Origin of the sequence: Micromonospora sp. NPDC050784 (assembly GCF_044456765.1) — a bacterium.
GTDB classification, from domain to species: domain Bacteria; phylum Actinomycetota; class Actinomycetes; order Mycobacteriales; family Micromonosporaceae; genus Micromonospora; species Micromonospora foliorum.
The window spans coordinates 183101-204897 of sequence record NZ_JBITGG010000003.1 but is presented as its reverse complement, the minus strand read 5'-3'; the positions used below and the strand labels follow the sequence as shown (position 1 = coordinate 204897).

Here is a 21797-nt window from a genome sequence, read left to right as displayed (position 1 = left end):
CCGGGTGCTCAGCTGCCCACTCCCCGCCCAGCCCGGGTGCGCGGTGCTCCGGGCCCGGCTGCGGAGTACCGGGCGGCCGATAGACTCTCCGGTCATGAGCGTTGAAGAGGACACGGCCAACCACGGCCGGCTGCTGGGGACGGTTCGCGGTCCGCAGGACGTCAAGCGGATGTCCGGCGAGGAACTGGACGTCCTCGCCGCCGAGATCCGGGACTTCCTGATCACCAAGGTCTCCCGTACCGGCGGGCACGTCGGGCCCAACCTCGGTGTGGTCGAGCTGACGCTCGCCATGCATCGCGTCTTCGACTCCCCCCGGGACCGGCTCCTGTTCGACACCGGCCACCAGGCGTACGTACACAAGATCATTACCGGCCGTCAGGCCGGCTTCGACAAGCTCCGCCAGCGCGGTGGCCTCTCCGGCTACCCGAGCCAGGCGGAGAGCGAGCACGACCTCATCGAGAACTCGCACGCCTCCACCGCGCTTTCCTACGCCGATGGCCTCGCCAAGGCGTACGCCCTGCGCGGTGAGGCGCGCAGCGTCGTGGCCGTGGTCGGTGACGGCGCGCTGACCGGCGGCATGTGCTGGGAGGCGCTGAACAACATCGCCACCGCCGGCAACCCCCTCGTGATCGTGGTCAACGACAACGGTCGCTCGTACGCCCCGACCATCGGCGGGCTGGCCGACCACCTCTCCTCGCTGCGGCTCAACCCCGGCTACGAGAAGGTCCTCGACACGGTCAAGGACGCCCTCGGCTCCACGCCGCTGGTCGGCCGGCCGATGTACGAGGTGCTGCACGCGGTCAAGAAAGGCATCAAGGACGCGGTCGCCCCGCAGGCCATGTTCGAGGACCTCGGCATCAAGTACGTGGGCCCGGTGGACGGGCACGACGTGACGGCGGTCGAGGCGGCGCTGCGCGCGGCGAAGAACTTCGGCGGCCCGGTCATCGTGCACGCGGTCACCCGCAAGGGCTACGGCTACCGTCCCGCCGAGGAGGACGAGGCGGACTGCCTGCACGGCCCCGGCAGCGCCTTCGACGTGGAGACCGGCGCGCTGCTGGCCGCCCCGTCGGTGAAGTGGACGCACGTCTTCGCCGACGAACTGTTGGCCATCGCCGACGAGCGTCCGGACGTGGTGGGCATCACCGCCGCGATGGCCGAGCCGACCGGCATCGCCAAGCTGGCCCGCAAGTACCCCGAGCGGGTGTACGACGTGGGCATCGCCGAGCAGCACGCCGCCACCTCGGCGGCCGGGCTGGCGCTCGGCGGCCTGCACCCGGTGGTGGCGGTCTACGCCACCTTCCTCAACCGCGCCTTCGACCAGGTCCTGCTGGACGTGGCGATGCACAAGCTGCCGGTGACCTTCGTGCTGGACCGGGCGGGCATCACCGGCCCGGACGGGCCGAGCCACTACGGCATCTGGGACATGTCGGTCTTCGGGGTGGTGCCGGGCCTGCGGATCGCCGCTCCCCGCGACGCCGCCACCCTGCGGGAGGAGTTGCGCGAGGCGGTGGCCATCGACAACGGCCCGACCGTGGTGCGGTTCCCGACCGGCGCGGTCGCCGCGGACCTGCCGGCGCTGCGCCGGGTCGGCCCGGTCGACGTGCTGGCCGAGTCCGCCCGTACCGACGTGCTGCTCGTCGCCGTCGGCTCCTTCGGCCAGTTGGGCATGGAGGTGGCCGCCCGGGTCGCCGAGCAGGGCTACGGCGTCACCGTCGTCGACCCCCGCTGGGTGCGTCCGGTCCCGGCGGAGCTGGTCGACCTGGCCGCCCGCCACCGGCTCGTGGTCAGCGTCGAGGACGGCGTCCGGGTCGGCGGGGTGGGCGACGCGCTCGCCCAGGCGATGCGCGACGCCGACGTCCGGGTGCCGCTGAAGGACCTGGGTGTGCCGGCCGACTGGCACCCGCACGGCACCCGCGCGCAGATCCTCGCCGACCTGGGCCTGACCGCCCAGGACGTGGCGCGCAACGTCACCGGCTGGATCTCCGGCCTGGACGCCACCCCGGACCGCCTCACCCCCAGCGACGCGGCCGCGCAGAACTGACGAGAACGAACGACGGCGGGCGTCCCTCGGGACGCCCGCCGTCGTTTAGCCCCGCCCACCCTCCCTCGTCGATCAAGGACTTATGGTGGGCGGTGATTGGTGGTTCGCGCCTTTTGCGAGGCACCACAACTCCATGATCGACCGGGCCAAGGTGCGGCGCGGCGGTGTGCCGCCTCGTTCCGCCTCGTTGCCCCGTCGATCTTGCACTTTCGGTTGGCGTGATGCGCCTTGAGCCCCGATTTGTCGGCGCAGAAAGTGCAAGATCGCTGGGGCGGGGGAGTGGGGGGCGGGGGTTAGCGGGGGGAGACTGAGCGGTAGTGGGTTTTGTCGGTGTTGGCGAGGCTGTAGGTCTGGGAGCGGGACGGGGTGGGGATGACCACCAGGCCGGGGCGCTCGACCAGGAGGGGAGTGCCCGGTGGGACGGAGAGCGAGCTGTCCCGGGTGGCCCGCCAGCTCAGCACCACCAGCGGCTGGCCGGGCACCGGCAGTTGGTACGCCTGCAACGGGGTGGCCCGGTCGGCGGGTGAGACGACGGGCGCGCTCCCGTCGGCCGGTCGGTAGATCACCGCGGTCATCGCGCCGGCGTCGGTGTCCCAGCTGAGCTGCTGCAACTCGGCCGCCTCGCCGCCGCCGAGGGCGACTTCGCCGAGCGAGCGCACGGTGAGCTTCGCCATCGGCCAGGACGTCGGCACCGAACGCGGGGCATCCCGGTCCCCGATTCGGCGCGGGATGCTGCCGAACGGGCCCCGATCGCCGGCCAGCACGCAGGTGTCCAGGCCGGTGAGCGCCCGCCGGCCCGTGCCGGACTCGTCGCGGACCAGCGGGTAGCGCGGGTCGACGGTGCCGGTGCCCAGGTCGAGCAGCCGGTCGGCGGCCCGCCCACGGGGCAGGGACTCCGTGGTTCGCAGGGTCGCGGTAACCCCGACGGCCGTGCAGGACGGCACGTCGACCGGTGCGCTGAGGCCGTCCGCGATGGCCAACGTCCGGTCCTGTGGCCCGAGGAGGGTCTGCACCCGGGCCGAGACGAGGTAGCGCCGGCCACCGGCCGTCTGCACCGGCAGCACGTCGGAGTAGACGAGGTAACCCGGGTCGGTGTACTCGGTGGCGCGGGTCACCGCGTACCGGTCGCCCTCGCGGGTCAGTTGCAGCAGCCAGGACGCGCTTTCGCCGGGAACGTCGGCGGCCACCAGCGCCACCGGGGCGCCGTCGACCCGACCGGAGAAGAGGATGCCGGACGAGGGCAGGTGTGCGCGGTCGTCGGCCGGCGACCGCCAGCCCCGGACCGCCGCGGTGACCGCAGCCGTCGCCGTGGGGTCCCCGGAGAGGTCGCCGCGGGGCGGCCACACCGCGAGGGTGCCGTCCAGGCTGTCGTACCCGACCCGCAGGTCCTGCGGCTTCCGCTCGGCTACCGGACCGCAGGCCGTGGTGGCCAGCAGCGCGCTCAGCAGGACGGGAAGCGCCCTGCCGTACCGACGGCCTGGAGTCACCTGGCCCGCCCCCGATCGCCTCGCCGTCGCTGTCGGAAAGCGCCATAGTACGAGATGTCCGATGCAATGCCTCAGCTGGCCGGCACCCGACCAACCACAGTGGACACCACCGGGGGTTTAGGACGTTTTGGTTGCTCCGGTAGACTCCGCCGACTGTGACGCCTGCCGAGTCCCGCGCCCTGCCCGCGCCGCACCCGGAGGCGGCAGCCGACTCCGCCGAGCTGGTGAGCTACCGCACACCGGCCGGTCTCTTCGCAGGCCCGCCCGCGCTGACCGCCCCCACCACGAACCCGGCCGAGCCTGAAGCACCGACTGAGCCCGAGGCGCCGGCTGAGCCCGAGGCGCCGGCCCAGAGCGCGGTGCCGACGCGGGCGCGGTGGCGTCGGTGGACTCGGCGTCGGCAGCACCTGGCGGTGGGCGGGTTGTTCCTGCTCGCCGCGCTCTGGGTGACCAGCCGGATCTGGCTGGACCCGTCCGGCCGGGTGGCCTCGCTCTACACCGGTGACCCGGCCCAGGTGCAGTTCTTCCTGGCCCACTCGGTACGCGTGGTGCTGCATGGCGAGTACCCGTTCTACACCGAGCAGTTCAACTACCCGGACGGCGTCAACCTGATGGCCAACACGGCCGTGCTGGCGCTGGGCATCCCGATGGTCCCGGTGACGCTGCTCTTCGGGCCGGCGGTCTCCTTCGTGGTGCTGGTCACGCTCGGTCTCGCCGGCACCGCCATGGCCTGGTACCTCATGCTCTCCCGGCACCTGGTGCGTACGCCGCTCGCGGCGGCGGTCGGCGGCTGGTTCTGCGGGTTCTCGCCCGCGATGCTCTCGCACGCCAGTTGGCACCCGAACATCATCAGCCAGTTCCTGCTGCCGTTCATCGTGTGGCGGGTGCTGGTGCTCACCCGCTCCGGAAAGCCGGTTCGGGACGGGGCTCTGCTCGCTCTGCTGGTCACCGCGCAGGCGTTCATCAACGAGGAGATCCTGCTCTTCACGGCGCTGGCCTGCGGCGTCTTCCTGTTGGCGGTGCTCGCCCAGGAGCCGGCCCGGTGGCGGGCGGCGTGGCGGCCCCTGGGCGTCGGCGTGGTGACCTGCGCGCTGCTGGCCGGGTCGCTGCTCGCGTACCCGCTCTACGTGCAGTTCGCCGGGCCGATGGCCTACCACGGGCTCAGCGACGCGGTGCAGGACTACGGCAACGACATCGCCGCCTTCTTCGCCCCCGGCTCGCCCACCCTCGGCGGCAACCAGCGAGCCAACATCAACCTGGCGCCGAACTACTCGGAGGAGAACGCCTTCTTCGGCTGGAGCCTGTCGATGCTGGCCATCGGCATCGTGGTCTGGCTGCGCCGGGAGTTGATCGTGCGGGCGCTCGCGGTGACCGGCGTGTTCTTCGCCGTACTCTCCCTCGGCGAGCGGGTCTCCTGGTGGGACCGGGAGCTGATCACCGGGCCGTGGCAGTGGTTGGTCCACCTGCCGCTGCTGGACGCGGTGGTGCCGACCCGGTTCGGGCTGATCACCAGCGTGGTGATCGGTCTGCTGCTCGCGCTCGCCGTCGAGCGGGCCTGGGCGCTGCGTCCGGCCGACCGCCGCACCGTCCACCTGCTGACCGCCGCGGGCCTGGCCTTCGCGCTGCTGCCGATCGCACCGATGCCGCTGCGGATGGTCTCCCGGCCGCCGGTGCCGGACTTCATCACGGCGGACCGTTGGCGGGCGTACGTCGGGCCGGACCAGACGCTGGTGCCGATTCCGGTGCCCAGCATGGGTAACACGCACGGCATGCGCTGGGCGGCGGCCACCAACCTCGACTTCAAGATCCCCGGCGGGTACTTCCTCGCGCCCCGCAACGGCAACACCGGTGACGCGGGCCGATTCGGCGGTCGTCCCAGCGGGGTGGGCCAGATGCTGGAGGAGGTGGCGACCACCGGCCGTACGCCCAAACTGGACGACCGGCAGCGTCGGCGCTTCACCGACGAGCTGCGGCACTGGCGGGCGGCGATCCTGGTGCTGCCGGTGCGGCAGCAGAACGCCGAGCCGCTGCGGCGTACGGTCGAGGAGCTGGTCGGCCCGGGCCGCCAGGAGTTGGATGTCTGGGTCTGGGACGTCCGGACGCTCAGCGACCGTTCGGTCTGATGACCACCGGGACGACGTCCCCGAACACCTCGTCCCCGGCGACGGTCGGCGCGTCCCGTCCGGCGTGGCTGCGGGACGCGCTGGTGGTGGCCGGCTATCTGGGCCTCGCCGTGGTGCTGACCAGCGGGCAGTGGGGCCGCCCGTGGCGGCTGTTCCACCAGGCGGGTGACCAGATCCTCTTCGAGTGGATGTTGGCCCACGCGGCGCACGCGGTGGTCGAGGGGGAGAACCCGCTCTACAGCACCGGGTTGAACGCGCCCGACGGGGTCAACCTGATGGCGAACACCTCGGTGCTCGGCCTGGGTGTCCCGCTCACCCCGGTCACCCTGCTCTTCGGCTCGCAGGTGGCGTTCTGCGTCGCGGTCGTCTGCTGCCTCGCCGGGACCGCCGTCGCCTGGTATGTGCTGTTGCGCCGCCGGCTGGTCGGCACCCGGGCCGCCGCTGCGGTGGGCGGGCTGATCTGTGGCTTCGCCCCCGGCATGATCGCTCAGGCGGGCGCCCACCTGCACATCGCCGCCCAGTTCCTGGTGCCCGCGATCCTCGCCCTGGTGTTCCGGCCCGCCTCCGGTACGACGAGGAACGGCGTGTGGCGACCGGGCGTCGGCCTGGGGCTGCTGCTCGTCTGGCAGGTCTTCATCGGCGAGGAGGTGCTGGTCTTCCTGGCGCTCGCGGCCGGGGTCTTCGCGCTCGGTTACGCGCTCGCCGACCGGGTGGCCGCACGGCGGCTCGCCCCGGCCCTGTTCGGCCGGCTCTCGGTGGCGGCCGGCGTGGCGGTGGTGGCGCTGGCGTACCCGCTGTGGTTCCAGTTCCATGGCCCGCAGCACTACGCCGGGATGGCGTTCGCCACGCAGGCCTTCCAACTGGACGTCGCCTCGTTCACCGCGTCGGCCCGGCAGACCGTGCTGGGTGACGACTGGCTGCCGGGGTTGCTCGCGCCGAACCCGACCGAGGAGAACTCGTTCTTCGGCCCGGGTCTGCTGGTGCTCGCCGTGGTGATCGTGATCTGGCAGTGGCGACGACCGTTGGTCCGGGCACTGGCCGTCTGTGGCGTGGTCTTCGCCCTGCTCTCGCTCGGCGGCGAGCTGCGGGTGGACGGGGAAGCAACAGGCATTCCAGGGCCGTACCGGCTGCTCGGCGGGCTGCCGCTGCTCGATCTCGCGGTGCCGGCCAGGTTCGCGCTGGTCTGCGTACCGGTGCTGGGTGTGCTGGTGGCGCTGTCCCTGGACCGGGTCCGGGCCGTGCGTGGGCCGACCACGACGCCGGGCCTACCGGTGCGGCTGTTGTGGGCCGGCGCGGTCGCCGCCGCGTTGCTGCCCCTGACCCCGACGCCGATCCGCGTGGTACCGGTCGCGCCGGTGCCGGCGTTCGTCGCCGCCGGCGGCTGGCGTCCGCTGGTGCCGCCCGGCCGGACGGTGGTCGCGGTACCCCCGGTCACCGGTGCCGGGCGTAGCCCGGCGATGCTCTGGTCCGCCCGTGCCGCTCTGGGATTCTCCGCGCCGGGTGGTTACTTCATCGGCCCCAGCGGCCCGGACGACCCGGCGGCCCGCTGGGGCGCACCGGACCGGCCTACGTCGGTGCTGCTCCGGCAGGTCGCCGAGACCGGCGCGGTGCCGGTGCTCACCGACGCCGACCGCCGGCAGGCCGTCGAGGACCTGCGGCACTGGCGTGCCGCGATCGTCGTCCTCGGCCAACTGGAGCACGGTGACCCGGTCCGCCGAACCGTCGATGACCTGCTCGGCCCGGGTCGACCGGTCGACGGCGGCTGGTTGTGGGACGTCCGGGACCGCGTCGGCTGAGCCGACCGACGGCGTGGTCTTCGACTAACCCACCAGGGCGCGGACGTCCCAGACCCAGACGTCGTCGACCCGCTGCGGTGGCCCGAGCAGGGCGGTGACCAGCTCACGGAGCACCGCCTCGCGGGGGTGCGCCCCGAGGACCACCACCGACGCCCGCCAGAACCGGAGGTCCTCGACGGCCTGGCGGCGGTTCTCGTCGGTCAGCGCCGGGACCGTGCCACTGTCCATGGTGGAGTAGATGAGGGAGCTGGTCGGTCGGTTGGGCGCACCGAAGACCCCCTCACCCAGCTCGTTCGGCCCGATGAAGTAGCCGCCCGGCACGGGGAACTCCTGCCCGGTCAGCGCGCTCCACCGCAGCGTCGGCAGGCCGTGCACGTTGCTCGGGATCGGCACCGGCACCAGGGTTCGGCCCGCCGGCACGTAGGGCCGCCAGCCGCCCGCGGTGATGAAGTGCGGCGGCGGGTCGATCTGCTGGGCGGGCAGCGGCCGTGGGAAGAGTGGCAGCACGGCGAGGGCGACCGCCGCGTACCCCACCGGGCGCAGCCACCGACGGCGCGCCGCGGCCGGCGCGGCCGGCGCGGCCGGCTCGGCCGGCTCGGCGGGCTCCGCCGACGTAGCCGGGGCCGCTTCGGCGGTGCGCTGGGCCGGCACCCGTGGCCGGTCGGCCACCGGGCGCCCCTGGCGGTGCGCGGCATCCCAGGTCAACGCGAGCAGTACGCCCACCGCGGCGGCGACCACAAGCGTCAACCGGGTCGGCATCATCATCTCGACCAGCGGCAGGTCGTCCGAGACGTACGACCACGGGCCTCGCACCCCGGTCTCCACACCGTTGAACCGCACCCACGGCCCGATCGCGGCCACGCTGAACACCACGATGAGCACCGCGACGATCCGGGTGGCCAGCGAGCGGCGTACGAGCAGCACCAGAGCCACCACCGAGAGCAGCACCAGCGGCCAACCGAACCAGGTGTTCTGCTCGGTCAGGCCGATCGTCTTCTCCACGGCCGGGTCACCGGCCCAGGTGTCCCGGGCGAAGGTGACGAAGGCGACCAGGTCCTCGCCCCAGTTGTGGAACACACCACCCTGCAGGCCGCGGTAGGACTGCGGGCCGTTGAACTGGAACCAGATCGGGTACGCGGTGAGCAGCAGGGCCAGCCCGCCGGCGACGCCCAGCCCGGCCAGGAACGTGCCGGCGGCGGCCCGGGTGGCCCGTGGCCGCTGCACGGCGTACGCCAGCACGATGACCAGGCAGGCCAGCGCGGTGAGCAGTAGCATCTCCTCGTTGATGAAGATCTGGTACGCCACCAGCGCGCCGAGCACGAGCCCGTTGCGCCGCCAGCGGCCCGGCTCACCCAGGCTCAGCACCCGCACCACGATCAGCGGGAGCAGGAAGTTGGAGACGAAGTTCGGTTGGCCGTTGGCGTGGTGGATGATTCCCGGCGCGAAGCCGAGGAACGCGCCGCCGACGAACGCCGCCGCCCGGGAGCGCACGAGGTGGCGGGAGAGCATCCAGTAGCCGGTGCCGGCGGTGGCCGCCAGCGCCGCGCCCAGGTAGAGCGCGTACATCACCTGGGTGCCGAGCAGCATGGTCAGCGGGGCCAGTGGCAGGGTCACCCCGAGCAGTGAGGTGTTGGCCATCATGTTCACCCCGTCCGGGGCGTTCTGACGGGCCGTGAACAGCGGGTTCTCCAGGTGCCGCACCGAGTACGCGCCGTGCGCGAACAGCCACTCGAACCAGCTGTGATCGGTGGGCAGGTGCGAGGAGACCCGGCCGGTGACGTCACCCCAGTAGTTGAGGCAGACGAAGACGCCAAGCAGCACATAGGCTCCGAGGGCCAACAGGTCGGCTCGGGCCGGGCGGCGTCGAGGCCGCCGTGTCGACTCGGCCTCGGCCGGGTCGACGTCGGTCAGGGAATTCAGCGAAGGGTCTACCACCGGCACGGCCACGACGCGCCATCGTACAGGCGGGGTTCCGTCGCTTTTGCCGGCCCGGTGCGCTGACGGTCGGTTTGCCGCACGGCTACTCGTCGGCCAGCCTTATCTGGTGACGGAGGGACGGTCGTTGTCGATCATCGAGCTGGGCGAGATCCGGGACGAGCCCGCGTCGACGCCTCCGGTTCGTCGCCCGCGCGCCGCCGGTCGCCCGCTGCGCGGCGCGGCGGTGCTGGTGCTCAGCCTGGTGGTGCTGGCCGGTGCCACGCCGTCACCGCAGCGGACGATGAGCCTGGTGCCGGCGTCGCTTACGGCCACGGCGTACCTGGCAGGAGGCGGCGTCTTCGTGGTCGACCCGCCGATACCCGACGGGGACCGCTACCTGACCGCGTACGCCCAGCCGGCACCGGCCGGAACCGCGGTGCGGCGGCGGTGGCAGGCGTCGCTGGCCCGCACCGGTGACTACCTCGACGTCCGGGTCGAACGGGGGTTGGTGCTGGCGACGGCGGTCAACGCCCCGAACCGCTTGTTCCAGACCACCGTCTTCGACGGCGCCACGGGCCGGCAACGCTGGCAGCAGCCGGGGGCCCTGCAACCAACCGCCGGCGGCGGTCTGCTGCTGACCGACGTACGGGAGGACGGGTCGGGCGCGATGAGGGGGGTCGAGCCCGACACCGGCCGGGTGCTCTGGTCGGTGCCGATCCCGCCGGCCGCCAATCCCACCTCCCATCTCGATGCCGAGGGCCAGGTCGACCGGTTCGTGCTCCTGCAGCCGACCGGCGAGGTGCAGGTGTACGACGCCGGCACCGGCCACCTGCTGCGCAGCATGGACACGCTGCCCGATGACCGGTCGGCGTACCAGCGGGTGCAGGTGGTCGACGATCTGCTGCTGCTCGTCCCGCCCGGCAGCACCCGGCTGGTGGCCTTCGGGCTGGCCGAGTTGGAGCCACGGTGGACCTCCGAGGTGACGCTGGTGTCGCATGTGCTCGCCTGCGGTGGTCTGCTCTGCGCGGTGCCGCAGACCGGCGGCCTGCAGGTGCTCGACCCGGTCACCGGCGCGGTGCGGTGGTCGGAAGCGGGCCAGGACAACCTGGCCGACGTCCGGTCCGGCCGGTTGTTGATGGCCAGTCCCGGCCGGGGGTACACGGTGCGGGACGCGGCGACCGGACAGGTGCGCATCGATTTGGGTGCGTGGGTCCTGCTGCCGGTGCTCGGACCGGACGATCCGCTGGTCGGTGTGCGGCGGGGCGACGGCGGTGGGATGGTCGTCGCCGAACTCGATCTGGTGGCCGGCCGATCGCGGATCGTCGACGTGCTGCCGGGCATCGCCGGCAGTTGCCAGGCGTCCCTGCCCGTCCTGCTCTGTCAGCGCCTCGACGGCACGACCGCGCTGTGGTGGTTGACGCGATGACCGGCCCGGTGATCGACCTCGGCGAACTGTGGCACGACGCGGACCCGAAGCCGGTGCCCCGCCCGCCCCGCGCCCACGGTCGCCCGCTGCGCTGCGCGCTGGTCGTGCTGCTCGCGCTGGTCACGCTCACCAGCGCGGCCGTGTCGCCGCCCCGGCGAACCCCGGTGACGCTGGCGGCCCAGCGTGGGTCCGACGTCATGGTGGACGGCGACCTTCTCCTGCTCATGGCACCGATCAACACCTCGACGCGGCAGGCGCGGCTGTCCGCGTATCGGCTGCCCGACGGCGAGCCGGTCTGGCAGGCGCCGCTGTCGGCGGAGGCCCGGTACTGGGGAATGACGTCGCTGGCCGGGATGCTGCTGGCCACCGGGTACGAGATCGGCCCGGAGGGTCGGGAGACACTCACCGTCGCACTGGACCGGGCGACCGGGGCGTACCGGTGGCAGCAGCCGGGCACCGTCTCCAAGCTGGCCGACGGCAACGTGTTGCTACGGAGCGGCGGCGAGACGCTACCGTCCAATCTGCGCGCGGTCGATCCGTGCTGCGGCACCGTGCGCTGGCAGCTACCCCCCACCACCGCCGAGATCAGCATCCGGGACACCGGGCACGGGGTGGACCGGCTGGTGTTCAACCAGGGGAACGGGCTGGTCGAGGTCCGCGACGCGACCACCGGCGCGGCGCTGGCCCGTGCCGGGATGCGCCCACCCGGCGGTGCACCGCTCGGAATCGAGCTGATCGACGACCTGCTGCTGGCCATCGACAGAGGCTCGGGCACGATCAACGCGTACGGGCTGGATCGGCTGGATCGGCGCTGGACACGCAGGAGCGGCCCCATCGAGTTCGCCCTGGACTGTGGGCCCGTCCTGTGTCTCCGCACCGGCGGCAACGAGCTGCAGGCGCTCGACCCCGCGACCGGCGACGTGCGCTGGCGCAGCGACCGCTGGTTGTGGGGCTGGCCGTACGAGGGCCGTCTGATGGCCAACATCAGCGGCTTCGGTCCGATGGAGCAGTACATCGTGCTCGATGCGCTGACCGGCCGGCAGCTGGCCGACCTGGGCAAGTGGGAGCTGTACCAACTCGGTGTCGGCGGCCGGCTGATCGGCATCCGCCGGCATCCCGACGGAGGGGTGCTCGTCGGCGCGTTGGACATCGGCGCCGGAGAGGTGCACATCGTGGACGTGCTGCGCGACGCCACCGGGGAGTGTCAGGCGATCACCGGCTACCTGGTGTGCAGTGCCGCCGCGGCCAACTCCTACCAGCTCTGGAAACTGGCCGACTGATCACCAGTTGGCCTGGGCGGGTGGCGGGGGCAGCGGCACCGACGCCTGTCGCAGCACGTACGCCACCCCGCCGCTGCCGCGCTGCCAGACCGTCTCGAAACCCCGCCGGGGCACGGTACGACGGACCGCGTCGTCGTCCGGGGCGTACGGGTCGTTGAGCACCGGGTCGCCGTCGACGGTGAAGCCCACCAGCACCATCAGGTGCCCTCGGGTGTCGTACCCGAGCCCCGGCACCTCGTCGGCTCGGAACGCGGCGGAGACGATCAGGGGGATGCCGGCGGCGACGAACGCCTCCGCCTCGACCAGCGACCGCAGGCGGGTGACGAACGCGTCCACCCCGTGCAGACCGGCGTACGCGGTGTTGAACGGCCAGTTGCCGGCCCCGGCGTACGCGTGGTCGTAGCAGTGGCGGGCGGCGTGCACGACCACCGGACGGGGGCCGGACGGCTCGACCCAGGCGTAGCGGTCCGGCGCCGGCTCGGCACCCCAGTAGGCGAGCACCATCGAGGTGCAGGTGGGGCTGCACCAGGAGTCGCCCCCACCACCCCACTGCGGGTACTGGCCGGCGTGCAGCCGCTGCGAGTAGCGCGGCACGTCCAGCACCCGGCCCCAGGCGGCGGACGAGGCAGCCTCCTGCGCGTACCCCTGGTCAGTGCTCGTTGGTCCGGTGGCGACCGCGCCGACGCTGCGCAGCACCGGGCCGGCGGGGCTACCGGCGGGCCGGCACAACGTCACCCGCGCCTGCCAACCGGTGACCGTCGCTCCGGTCACGATCAGGGTGTCGGTGTCGACCCGGGCGGCGCTGTCGCGCTGTCCGGGCAGCGAGGTGCGTCGTACCGCGTGGTCGTCGGCGGCCCAGTGGGCCAGCCGGTACCAGTCGGTGCTGGGCGCGTCGTCGTGCCAGCCCCGCAGGTCGACCTCGATCCAGCAGCCGTCCGGGGTGTCCGCCGTCCAGGACGGCACCACCTCGGCGACGGCGAAGCCGACAGGTACCGGCGGCGACGTCCAGGTGCCTCGCTGGGCGACGCCGTCGAGGGCCAGCCCTCGACCGTTGGCGAGCAGGCCGTCGCCGCTGCCGCCGGCCGTGTCGGCCGGCAGGTGGAAACCCCGGTAGGCGATGTCCCGTCGGGTGGGTGGTGCCGCAGTGGTCATGCCAGGTCCGTCCGTCGCTCGGTGCCGCCGGCCAGCATCGCGTACGCCGCGGTGGCCCGCAACGCGGGCCGGCGCGGGCGGCGAGGGACGATGGGTTGCCGGCCAGCACTAGGTTGGCGGTGGTCAGCAGCGAGGAGGCCGGGATGCGGGTACTGGTGGTCGAGGACGAGCGCAACCTCGCCGACGCGATCGCACGCGGGTTGCGCAAGCGGGGGATGGCGGTCGACGTGGCGTACGACGGCGACGCCGGCCACGAGGCGGCGTTCGTCACCCGGTACGACGTGGTGGTGCTCGACCGCGACCTGCCCGGCGTGCACGGCGACCAGATCTGCGCCGACCTGGCGGCCTCCGGTGCGTTGACCCGGGTCCTGATGCTCACGGCCAGCGGCACCGTGGCCGACCGGGTGGAGGGGTTGCAGCTCGGCGCGGACGACTACCTGCCCAAACCGTTCGCCTTCGACGAGCTGGTCGCCCGGGTGCAGGCGCTGGGCCGCCGGGCCACCCCGGCCGCGCCGCCGGTGCTCGAACTGGCCGACCTGGTGCTCGATCCGGCCCGCCGGGTGGCCACCCGCGCCGGCGTGCCGGTGGAGCTCACCAACAAGGAGTTCGGGGTGCTCTGCGAACTGCTCAAGGCGCGCGGCGCGGTGGTCTCCAGTGAGGAGCTGCTGGAACGGGTCTGGGACGCGAACACCGACCCGTTCACCACAATCGTCCGGGTCACCGTGATGACGCTGCGCAAGAAGCTCGGTGACCCGCCGCTGATCGAGACGGTGGTCGGCGCGGGTTACCGCACCGCCGAGGTGGGGGCATGAGCCGGCGGTTGCGGCCCACCCTGCGGTTGCGGCTGACCCTGCTCAACGGTGTGCTGCTCGTCGGGGCCGGAGCGATCCTGGTGCTGTTGGCCTGGCTGCTGGTCCGCGACGCGCTGCGACCCACCGACGAGTTGGTGCCCGGCACGACCGTGCTGCTCTCCGACGGTCGGGAGATGGACGCCGCCCAGTGGCAGCGGCAGTTGGTCGATGCCGCCTCCGGGGAGCTGCTGGCCAAGGGCCTGGTCGCGCTGTTGGCGATCAGCGTGGTGGGGGTGGCTGGCGCGTACGCGGTGGCGGGCCGGGCGCTGCGCCCACTGCACCAGGTCACGGCGACCGCGCAGCGGCTCGGTGAGGCGACCCTGGACCAGCGGATCGGTTACTCGGGGGCCGACGACGAGGTGGCAGAGCTGGCCAAGACGTTCGACGCCATGCTGGACCGGATCGCGTCCGCGTTCGAGGCCCAGAAACGTTTCGTGGCGAACGCCTCGCACGAGCTGCGTACCCCGCTCGCCGTGATGCGGACGGAGATCGACGTGACGCTCAGCGACGACGACGCGGACGCCGCCGAGTACCGACGGATGGCGACAGTGGTCCGCGACGCCTCCGAGCGGGCCAACGGCCTGGTGGACGCGCTGCTGGTGCTGGCCCGCAGTGAGGCGCAGGCCGGGCGGCAGTTGGGTCGGCGTACCGAGTGTGATCTCGCGGCGGGCACCGCCAACGCGTTGTCGGCGATGCGCCGCGAGGTGGAACGGATCGGCCTGCGGGTGCAGACGTCGCTCGAGTCCGCGCCGGTCGTCGGCGACCCCGGACTGCTCGACCGGCTGGCCGGAAACCTGATCGAGAACGCGGTCCGCTACAACCACCTGCACGGCCGGCTCTGGGTGCGTACCGGCACCGACGGCGACCGGTCCTGGCTGGTGGTGGGGAACACCGGTTTCGAGGTGGACCAGGCCGACGTGCCGGGGCTGTTCGAGCCGTTCCGCCGTGGTGGGCGGGAACGCACCGGCGCCCGCGGCTCCGGCCTGGGGCTGTCCATCGTCCGGGCGGTCTGCACGGCGCACGGCGGAACCGTACGGGTGGTCGCGCAGCCCGGCGGTGGCCTGGAGGTGACTGTCACCCTGCCGTCGGCGGACGCTCCGGCGGTGCCCGGGACGGTGCCCAGCGCTGGCTGAACGGGGTTGCGCACCCCGCTCGGCCGATGACAGGATCGCGTCGTCAGCTCGAGAGGGAAGGGGGTGCGTCGATGTCCACCAATGTTGGCTCCGCGCCCCGGGTCAGCGTCGGCTGACGTCCCGGAGGCGGAGCGTCCCCGTACGGGTCGGGCGCTGATCGCCCACTCTCGAAGGGGAAACCAGTTCCTGCGTGGTGCGCCGCGCCCGGAAACGGGGCCGCACCACGTCGCCACCGTGGAGGACCACTGTGAGTTCGACGATCCACAACATCAGCATCGACTGTCACGACACGTACGCCCTCGCCGGCTTCTGGTCGCAGGTCTTTGACTGCCCCCGGCAGCCCGACGACTTCCCCGGCGACCCGGAGGCGATGCTCCTGCCACCGGGTGGCCCGGAGGTGCTCTTCATCGCGGTGCCCGAGGGCAAGACGGTGAAGAACCGGCTGCACCTGGACCTGCAACCCGCTGACCGGACCCGGGCCGAGGAGGTCGAGCGGCTGCTCGGCATCGGCGCGACGCTCGTCGCCGACCACGTCAGCCCGACGGGCGGTGGTTGGGTGGTGCTCGCCGACCCGGAGGGCAACGAGTTCTGCGTGCTCGGCAACGCCGCCGAGCGGGCGGCCGCGGCGGCGGCACGGGCCGCGGCAGCGGTGGCCGAACCGGCCTGACCGTCGATGTACGGCACGGGGCCCCGGCCACCCGAAGGTGGCCGGGGCCCCGGCTTCGTACGGATCAGGACTGCTGCTCGACCTGGCCCCGGATCGTGGTGAACTCGGCCTTCGCCTGGTCGGCGGACTTGAAGTACATCACCACCATGCCCAGACTGCCCCGGTCGGCCCAGACGCAGATGCCCAGCGGCACGGTCTCGGCCTTGCCGTCGCCGCAGCGCGCCTCACCGCCGAGCGGGCCGGCGTCGACGGCCGTCATCTCGCCCACCGTCAGCTGCTTGGACAGGCCGCTCACGTAGGCGTCGAGCTCCTTCTTCGGGTCCGACAGCAGCCCGGAGACGCCCGTGATCATGACGAGGTCCTGCTTGGTCGGGTCGCCGTAGAAGGCAGCGACCGTGCTGGTCTCGTTCCCGGCCGCCGTCTTCATCCCGCTGACCGCCTGTTCGGCGGCCGTCTGCAGCTCCGGGTTGGTGAGCTTCGGCCGGCCGGCGAGGGTGGCCGGCGCGACCACCCGGGTCTTGCTGGCGTCCACCACGGCGCCCACGTCGTCCTTGACGACGAACCAGGTGATCGCCACGCCACCGAGGCAGAGCACCAGCACCACGGCCAACACGATCAGCACGATCTTGCCGACGTTCGACTTCTTCACCGGGGGCGGGCCGCCGGCCAGGTTCGGGTCACCGTACGGCTGGCCCGGCTGCGCGGGCGGGAAGCCCGGCTGGGCGGGTGGGAAACCAGGCTGGGCCGGTGGGAAGCCAGGCTGCGCCGGCGGGAAGCCACCGGGCTGCTGCGGGTGTCCCTGCTGCTGCGGCGGCGGCCAACCGCCAGGCTGCTGACCCGGCTGCTGCGACGGGTCGGGGGAATCGTGCGGCGGGCCGTAGGGATTGGCCGGCGGCTGGGACATCAGTCAGCTCCAAGATGGGGGTGCAAAACGCGTGATCCTAACCCGGCGCGGAGCTCGCCGTTGTCCCTGCGGAGGTCGCACGCGGCGATCACCTGATCACAAACGGTCGCGGTGGCCGTCCCGTCCACGAGGGACGGTCCGACCACCGCGACGGTGGTGCTGCTATCTCCTCAGGCCGGCAGGCTCGCCGCACCGCGCGGCAGGAACCGCTGGCCGGTGACCCGCTCGGAGGTGCCGGTCCGGTCCAGGTACGGCGTGACGCCGCCCAGGTGGAACGGCCAACCGGCGCCCAGGATCATGCACAGGTCGATGTCCTGCGCCTCGGCGACCACACCCTCGTCCAGCATCAGCCGGATCTCCTGCGCGAGCGCGTCGAGCGCGTTCTGGCGTACCTGCTCGGCGGTCAACGGCTGGTCACCCACCACCAGCAGCTTGGCGACCTCATCGTTGACCTGGTCGTCGACCACGATCGGCTGGCCCGAGTCGGCGATCCGCTTGAGGTTCTCGCTGACCCCGAACCGGTCCGGGTACGCGGCGTGCAGGGTGCCGCCCACGTGGTACGCGACGGCCGGCCCGACCAACTGGAGCAGGGCGAGCGGACGCATCGGCAGGCCCAGCGGGTCCAGTGCGCTGTTCGCCACGTCCAACGGGGTGCCGGCGTCGACGGCGGCGAAGACGGTGCCCAGGAAGCGGGTGAGCAGCCGGTTCACCACGAACGCCGGAGCGTCCTTGACCAGCACGCTCGACTTCTTGAGCTGCTTAGCCACGGCGAACGCGGTGGCCAGGGTGACGTCGTCGGTGCGCTCGCCCCGGACGATCTCCAGCAGCGGCAGCACCGCCACCGGGTTGAAGAAGTGGAAGCCGACCACCCGCTCCGGGTGCTCCAACTCGGAGGCCATCTCGGTGATCGACAGCGAGCTGGTGTTGGTGGCGAGCACCGCCTCCGGAGAGACGATCTTCTCCAGCTCGGCCCAGACCTGCTTCTTGACGCCCAGGTCCTCGAAGACCGCCTCGATGACGAAGTCCGCGTCGGCGAAGGCACTCTTGTCGACCGTGCCGCTGACCAGGCCGTACAGCTTGGCTGCGGTGCCCTTGTCCATCCGGCCCTTGGTGACGGCCTTCTCGATCTGGGTGTGCACGTAGCCGACGCCCTTGTCCACCCGGGACTGGTCGAGGTCGGTCATGACCACCGGCACCTGGAGGCGGCGGGCGAACAGCAGCGCCAGTTGGCTGGCCATCAGACCCGCGCCGACGATGCCGACCTTGGTGATGGTGCGGGCCAGGCCCTTGTCCGGTGCGCCGGCCGGGCGCTTGGCCCGCCGCTGCACCAGGTCGAACGCGTACAGACCGCTGCGCAGCTCCTCGGAGAAGACCAGGTCCGCGAGGGCCTCGTCCTCGGCGGCGGTGCCGGCGGCGAAGTCGCCGTCCTTCGCCGTCTCCAGCAGGTCGAGTGCCTTGTACGCGGCCGGGACCGCGCCGTGCAGCCGCTGGTTCAGCGTCTCCCGGGCGAAGTAGAGCACGCCCGCCCACATGTCCTTGTCGACCTCGGGCCGGGTCACGGTGACCTGACCCCGGACCACGCCGGCGGCCCACTCCAGGGACCGCTCCAGGAAGTCCGCCGGCTCCAACAGGATGTCCGCGATGCCCAGCTCGGCCGCCTGCTTCGGCTTGAGCATCTTGTTCTGCATCAGCGGGTTCTGGATGATCACCTGGGTCGCGGCCGGGATGCCGATCAGGTTCGGCAGGAGTTGCGTGCCGCCCCAGCCGGGCACCAGACCGAGGGAGACCTCGGGCAGCGCGAGGGCCGCCGCGCCGCCGGAGAGCGTCCGGTAGTGGCAGTGCAACGCCAACTCCAGGCCACCGCCCATCGCCGCGCCGTTGACGAACGCGAACGTGGGGACGGTGCTGTCCTTGAGCCGGGCGAAGACCCGGTGGCCGAGCCGGCCGATCTCCAACGCCTGCGCGCGGTCGGCGAGCTGCGGCAGGCCGACGATGTCCGCGCCCACGCAGAAGATGTACGGCTTGCCGGTGACCGCGATGAACGCCGGGTCGGCGGCGAGGGCGGCGGTGATCGCCTCGTCCAGGCTGGCCAGCCCACCCGGGCCGAAGGTGTTCGGCTTGGTGTGGTCGAGGCCGTTGTCCAGCGTGATCAGGGCGGCGGGCCGGTCCAGCCCCGGCACGTTCACCTGGCGCAGCAGCGCCCGGGTGACGACCTCGTTCGGTGCCTTCACTTGTTGCCACCCTCCCAGTGCGGGTTCTCCCAGATGACCGTGCCGCCCATGCCGATGCCGATGCACATCGCCGTGAGGCCGTAGCGGACCTCGGGGTGCTCGGCGAACTGACGGGCCAACTGCGTCATCAGCCGGACGCCGGAGGAGGCCAGCGGGTGACCGATGGCGATCGCGCCGCCCCACGGGTTGACCCGCGCGTCGTCGTCGGCGATGCCGAAGTGGTCGAGGAAGGCGAGCACCTGCACGGCGAACGCCTCGTTCAGCTCGAACAGCCCGATGTCGTCGATGCTGAGCCCGGCGAGGCGCAGCGCCTTCTCCGTCGACGGGATCGGGCCGACGCCCATCACCTCCGGCTCGACGCCGACGAAGCCGAACGACACCAGCCGCATGGCGACCGGCAGGCCCAGCTCGCGGGCCGTGGCCTCGTCGGCCAGCAGACTCGCGGTGGCACCGTCGTTCAGGCCGGCCGCGTTGCCCGCGGTGACCTTGCCGTGCGGGCGGAACGGAGTCTTCAGGGTGGCCAGCTTCTCCAGCGAGGTGTCCCGCGGGGCCTCGTCGACCGTGGCCAGACCCCAACCGCCCTCCGCGTCGCGGATGGACATCGGCACCAGATCGTCCTGGAGCTTGCCGTTGGCGTACGCCTTGGCGGTCTTCTGCTGCGAGGCGAGCGCGAACGCGTCGGTGCGTGCCTTGGTGATGTGCGGGACCAGGTCGTGCAGGTTCTCCGCGGTGGAGCCCATCACCAGCGCGGACGGGTCGACCAGCTTCTCCGCGATGATGCGCGGGTTGGGGTCGACGCCCTCACCCATCGGGTGGCGGCCCATGTGCTCGACGCCACCGGCGATGGCGATGTCGTACGCGCCCATCGCGATGCCGCTGGCCACGGTGGTGACCGCGGTCATCGCCCCCGCGCACATCCGGTCGATCGCGAAGCCGGGAACGGTCTTGGGCAGCCCGGCCAGCAGGGCGGCGGTGCGGCCGATGGTGAGGCCCTGGTCGCCGATCTGGGTGGTGGCCGCGATCGCGACCTCCTCGACCCGCTCCGGGGGCAGTTGCGGGTTGCGACGCAGCAGTTCCCGGATGCAGCGGATCACCAGGTCGTCGGCGCGGGTGTTGGCGTACATGCCACCCGCCTTGCCGAACGGGGTACGGACGCCGTCGACGAAGACGACGTCGCGAACTTCACGGGGCACTTGAGCCTCCTATTCGACCGAGATTCGGCCTTCACGCCGGGGCGGCACGCCGGACCGAACAAGGGTCGCCGACACGGGCACGTTTCCCTCGGATGCTACTCGCCAGTAACCAACCCCGCCCCACCCCCCGCTGTGGCCCACCCCACACCCGGCTCCGGTCGATCATGAAGTTATTGCCGAGACACGCCGGTGCGCATGGCAATAACTTCATGATCAACAGAGAGAGGGTGGGGCGGGTGGGTTAGGGGGTTGGGGTTTGTGGGGTTAGGGCTTCGGTCAGGTCGGGGGTGAGGAGGCCGATCTGCCACTCGCGGGCGTTGAGGCCGCGCAGGGTCTCCGCGACCGATTCCTCGGTGATCTCCTCCGGTGGGGTCCACGCCAGCCGGCGGACCGAATCCGGAGTGATCAGGTTCTCCGGCGGAAGGTTGTGCGCACCGGCGATGCGGATCACGACCTCCCGGCAGCGGGCCAGCCGACCGGCCGCCACCGGGTCCCGTTCGGCCCACCGGTGCGGCGGTGGCGGGCCCTCCACGGCCGGCGAGACCGGCAGCGAATCCTCCGGCAACTGCCGGGCGTCGTCGAGAGCGGCGAGCCAGGTGCGGGCTAGCCGACGGACCGACCGACCACCGAAACCGGGCAGGGTCAGCAGGGTCTTCTCGTCCTTCGGGTCCAGCTCGGCCGCGGCGATGATCGCCGAGTCGGGCAGCACCCGACCGGGAGCGGCGTCCCGCCGGGAAGCGATCTGGTCCCGGGCGTACCACATCGAGCGGACCCGGGCCTGGGCCCGCGCCCCCCGCAGTCGGTGGATGCCCGAGGTGCGCCGCCACGGCTCCGCGCGGACCCGCGGCGGGCGTGCCCCGGTGCGGACCAGCGCGGCGAACTCCTCCGCGGCCCAGGCCGACTTGCCCTGCCGGGTCAACTCGGCGTCGAGCGCGTCACGAAGGTCGGTGAGCAGCTCCACGTCGAGGGCGGCGTACGTCAACCACGACTCGGGCAGCGGTCGGCTCGACCAGTCGGCCGCCGAGTGGTGCTTCTCCAGGGTGAACCCGAGCAGCTGCTCGGTGAGCGCGGCCAGCCCGACGCGTTCGAAGCCGGCCAGTCGAGCCGCCAGCTCGGTGTCGAACAGTCGGCGCGGACGCAACCCCACCTCGGCCAGGCAGGGCAAGTCCTGGCTGGCCGCGTGGAGGACCCACTCCGCCTCGCCGATCACCGCGTCCAGCGCGCTGAGGTCGGGCAGGGGCAGCGGGTCGATCAGCGCCGTGCCCGCACCGGCTCGGCGCAGTTGCACCAGGTACGCGCGTTGGCTGTAGCGGTAGCCGGAGGCCCGCTCGGCGTCCAGGGCGACCGGGCCGGTGCCCGCCGCGAAGCGGGCCACGACCTCGGCAAGCTCGGCGGGGGCGGCCACCGGATCGGGGGTGCCGTCACGCGGGGCGATCAGCGGAACGGGCCCACCGTCGGCCGGGTCGGCCCCCTCGCCCGCCGGCTGCGGCTGGGCCGACGGCGGGTGCTGAGGTGCGTTTCCCGGAAGTTCTTCGGTGGGCCGACGGCGCAGGGGTGGTTCGTCGGTCACCTGCCAACCCTAGTGCGCGCGGAGAT

15 protein-coding genes are annotated in these 21797 nt (G+C 72.4%); 8 read left to right on the top strand and 7 right to left on the bottom strand.

What is annotated here, in order from left to right:
* Nucleotides 1-94 precede the first annotated feature (94 nt).
* Complete coding sequence (gene dxs / locus ACIBD9_RS05430; RefSeq protein WP_396714779.1) at nt 95-2041, top strand: 1-deoxy-D-xylulose-5-phosphate synthase; 1947 nt, start codon at nt 95-97, stop codon at nt 2039-2041.
* A 293-nt stretch (nt 2042-2334) separates the two neighbouring features.
* Here the strand turns inward: dxs and ACIBD9_RS05425 are convergent, their stop codons facing one another.
* Nucleotides 2335-3528, bottom strand: coding sequence for a hypothetical protein (locus ACIBD9_RS05425; protein ID WP_396714777.1), 1194 nt, complete (start codon nt 3526-3528; stop codon nt 2335-2337).
* 269 nt (nt 3529-3797) lie between these two features.
* Here ACIBD9_RS05425 and ACIBD9_RS05420 point away from each other — a divergent pair, with 269 nt between their 5' ends.
* Together ACIBD9_RS05420 and ACIBD9_RS05415 are read left to right on the top strand one after the other, a co-directional pair.
* Nucleotides 3798-5651: a hypothetical protein gene (locus tag ACIBD9_RS05420; protein ID WP_396715065.1), complete on the top strand. Its 1854-nt coding sequence runs from the start codon at nt 3798-3800 to the stop codon at nt 5649-5651.
* Nucleotides 5651-7447: a hypothetical protein gene (locus tag ACIBD9_RS05415; protein WP_396714775.1), complete on the top strand. Its 1797-nt coding sequence runs from the start codon at nt 5651-5653 to the stop codon at nt 7445-7447. Before ACIBD9_RS05420 ends, ACIBD9_RS05415 begins: the two co-directional genes overlap by 1 nt.
* Nucleotides 7448-7471: 24 nt before the next feature.
* Here the strand turns inward: ACIBD9_RS05415 and ACIBD9_RS05410 are convergent, their stop codons facing one another.
* On the bottom strand, nt 7472-9382 hold the full coding sequence (locus ACIBD9_RS05410) for a hypothetical protein (protein WP_396715063.1): 1911 nt from the start codon (nt 9380-9382) through the stop codon (nt 7472-7474).
* A 109-nt stretch (nt 9383-9491) separates the two neighbouring features.
* On the opposite strand from ACIBD9_RS05410, the gene ACIBD9_RS05405 reads away from it, so the two are divergent.
* The gene (locus tag ACIBD9_RS05405; protein WP_396714773.1) at nt 9492-10790 is read left to right on the top strand and encodes a PQQ-binding-like beta-propeller repeat protein; all 1299 of its coding nucleotides are present in this window, start codon (nt 9492-9494) and stop codon (nt 10788-10790) included.
* Nucleotides 10787-12070, top strand: coding sequence for a PQQ-binding-like beta-propeller repeat protein (locus tag ACIBD9_RS05400; RefSeq protein WP_396714771.1), 1284 nt, complete (start codon nt 10787-10789; stop codon nt 12068-12070). Before ACIBD9_RS05405 ends, ACIBD9_RS05400 begins: the two co-directional genes overlap by 4 nt.
* Here ACIBD9_RS05400 and ACIBD9_RS05395 read toward each other — a convergent pair whose 3' ends face one another.
* Nucleotides 12071-13222 (bottom strand): peptidase C39 family protein, encoded by a 1152-nt coding sequence (locus tag ACIBD9_RS05395; RefSeq protein WP_396714769.1) that lies wholly within the window; start codon nt 13220-13222, stop codon nt 12071-12073. It abuts the gene before it with no gap.
* 143 nt (nt 13223-13365) lie between these two features.
* Between ACIBD9_RS05395 and ACIBD9_RS05390 the strand changes: the two genes are divergently transcribed.
* The 3 genes from ACIBD9_RS05390 (at nt 13366) to ACIBD9_RS05380 (ending at nt 15873) form a co-directional block, all read left to right on the top strand.
* Complete coding sequence (locus ACIBD9_RS05390) at nt 13366-14034, top strand: response regulator transcription factor (protein ID WP_387173855.1); 669 nt, start codon at nt 13366-13368, stop codon at nt 14032-14034.
* Nucleotides 14031-15206 (top strand): sensor histidine kinase, encoded by a 1176-nt coding sequence (locus tag ACIBD9_RS05385; RefSeq protein ID WP_396714767.1) that lies wholly within the window; start codon nt 14031-14033, stop codon nt 15204-15206. Before ACIBD9_RS05390 ends, ACIBD9_RS05385 begins: the two co-directional genes overlap by 4 nt.
* A 247-nt stretch (nt 15207-15453) precedes the next feature.
* Nucleotides 15454-15873 carry a VOC family protein gene (locus tag ACIBD9_RS05380; RefSeq protein ID WP_396714765.1) on the top strand — a complete coding sequence of 140 codons (420 nt, stop codon included), beginning with the start codon at nt 15454-15456 and terminating at the stop codon, nt 15871-15873.
* Nucleotides 15874-15937: 64 nt separating this feature from the next.
* Here ACIBD9_RS05380 and ACIBD9_RS05375 read toward each other — a convergent pair whose 3' ends face one another.
* The 4 genes from ACIBD9_RS05375 to ACIBD9_RS05360 form a co-directional block, all read right to left on the bottom strand.
* The gene (locus ACIBD9_RS05375; protein ID WP_396714763.1) at nt 15938-16777 is read right to left on the bottom strand and encodes a hypothetical protein; all 840 of its coding nucleotides are present in this window, start codon (nt 16775-16777) and stop codon (nt 15938-15940) included.
* Between the two features lie 170 nt (nt 16778-16947).
* Complete coding sequence (locus tag ACIBD9_RS05370; protein ID WP_396714761.1) at nt 16948-19008, bottom strand: 3-hydroxyacyl-CoA dehydrogenase NAD-binding domain-containing protein; 2061 nt, start codon at nt 19006-19008, stop codon at nt 16948-16950.
* Nucleotides 19005-20201 (bottom strand): thiolase family protein, encoded by a 1197-nt coding sequence (locus tag ACIBD9_RS05365; protein ID WP_091400648.1) that lies wholly within the window; start codon nt 20199-20201, stop codon nt 19005-19007. Before ACIBD9_RS05365 ends, ACIBD9_RS05370 begins: the two co-directional genes overlap by 4 nt.
* 241 nt (nt 20202-20442) lie before the next feature.
* A complete protein-coding gene (locus ACIBD9_RS05360; protein ID WP_396714759.1) occupies nt 20443-21771 on the bottom strand; it encodes a ribonuclease D in 1329 nt (442 codons plus the stop codon).
* Nucleotides 21772-21797: the final 26 nt, after the last annotated feature.